Below are 426 nucleotides of genomic sequence, written 5' to 3'. Positions count from 1 at the left end.
GATGGCACTAAGATCGAAGCCAACGCCAATCGTTATACCTTTGTATGGGGCAAGTCCATAAAAACAAGTAAAGAGCGCATTAAAAAAACAGCTGAAAGAACTTTGGTCTTATGTAGAAAAAGTCTATAAAGACGAGCAGCATATCCCAAACACACCAGATTTTGAAGCGATTGGTGCAGATAAAATTGAAGCGACCATCAATCAAATCAATGATGCACTACAAGGAAAAGAGATCGATAAAAAAGTAAAGCAAAAGCTTAATTATGCCAAGAAAAACTGGCCAACGAATATGGCCAAATACCAAAAGCAGGAGGCCATTTTAAAAGAAAGGAACAGTTATAGCAAGACAGATCCCGATGCCACTTTTATGAGAATGAAGGACGACCATATGCAGAACGGACACCTATTATTGCCCCATGGGACAGG

The 426-nt window shown here is 39.7% G+C and carries 1 pseudogene; it reads left to right on the top strand.

From position 1 onward, the window contains the following. A pseudogene (locus tag HC176_RS20105) lies at nt 1-426 on the top strand (IS5/IS1182 family transposase); the annotation flags it as partial.

This window comes from Tamlana crocina, from assembly GCF_012037625.1.
This window is presented reverse-complemented; position numbering and strand designations above follow the sequence as displayed.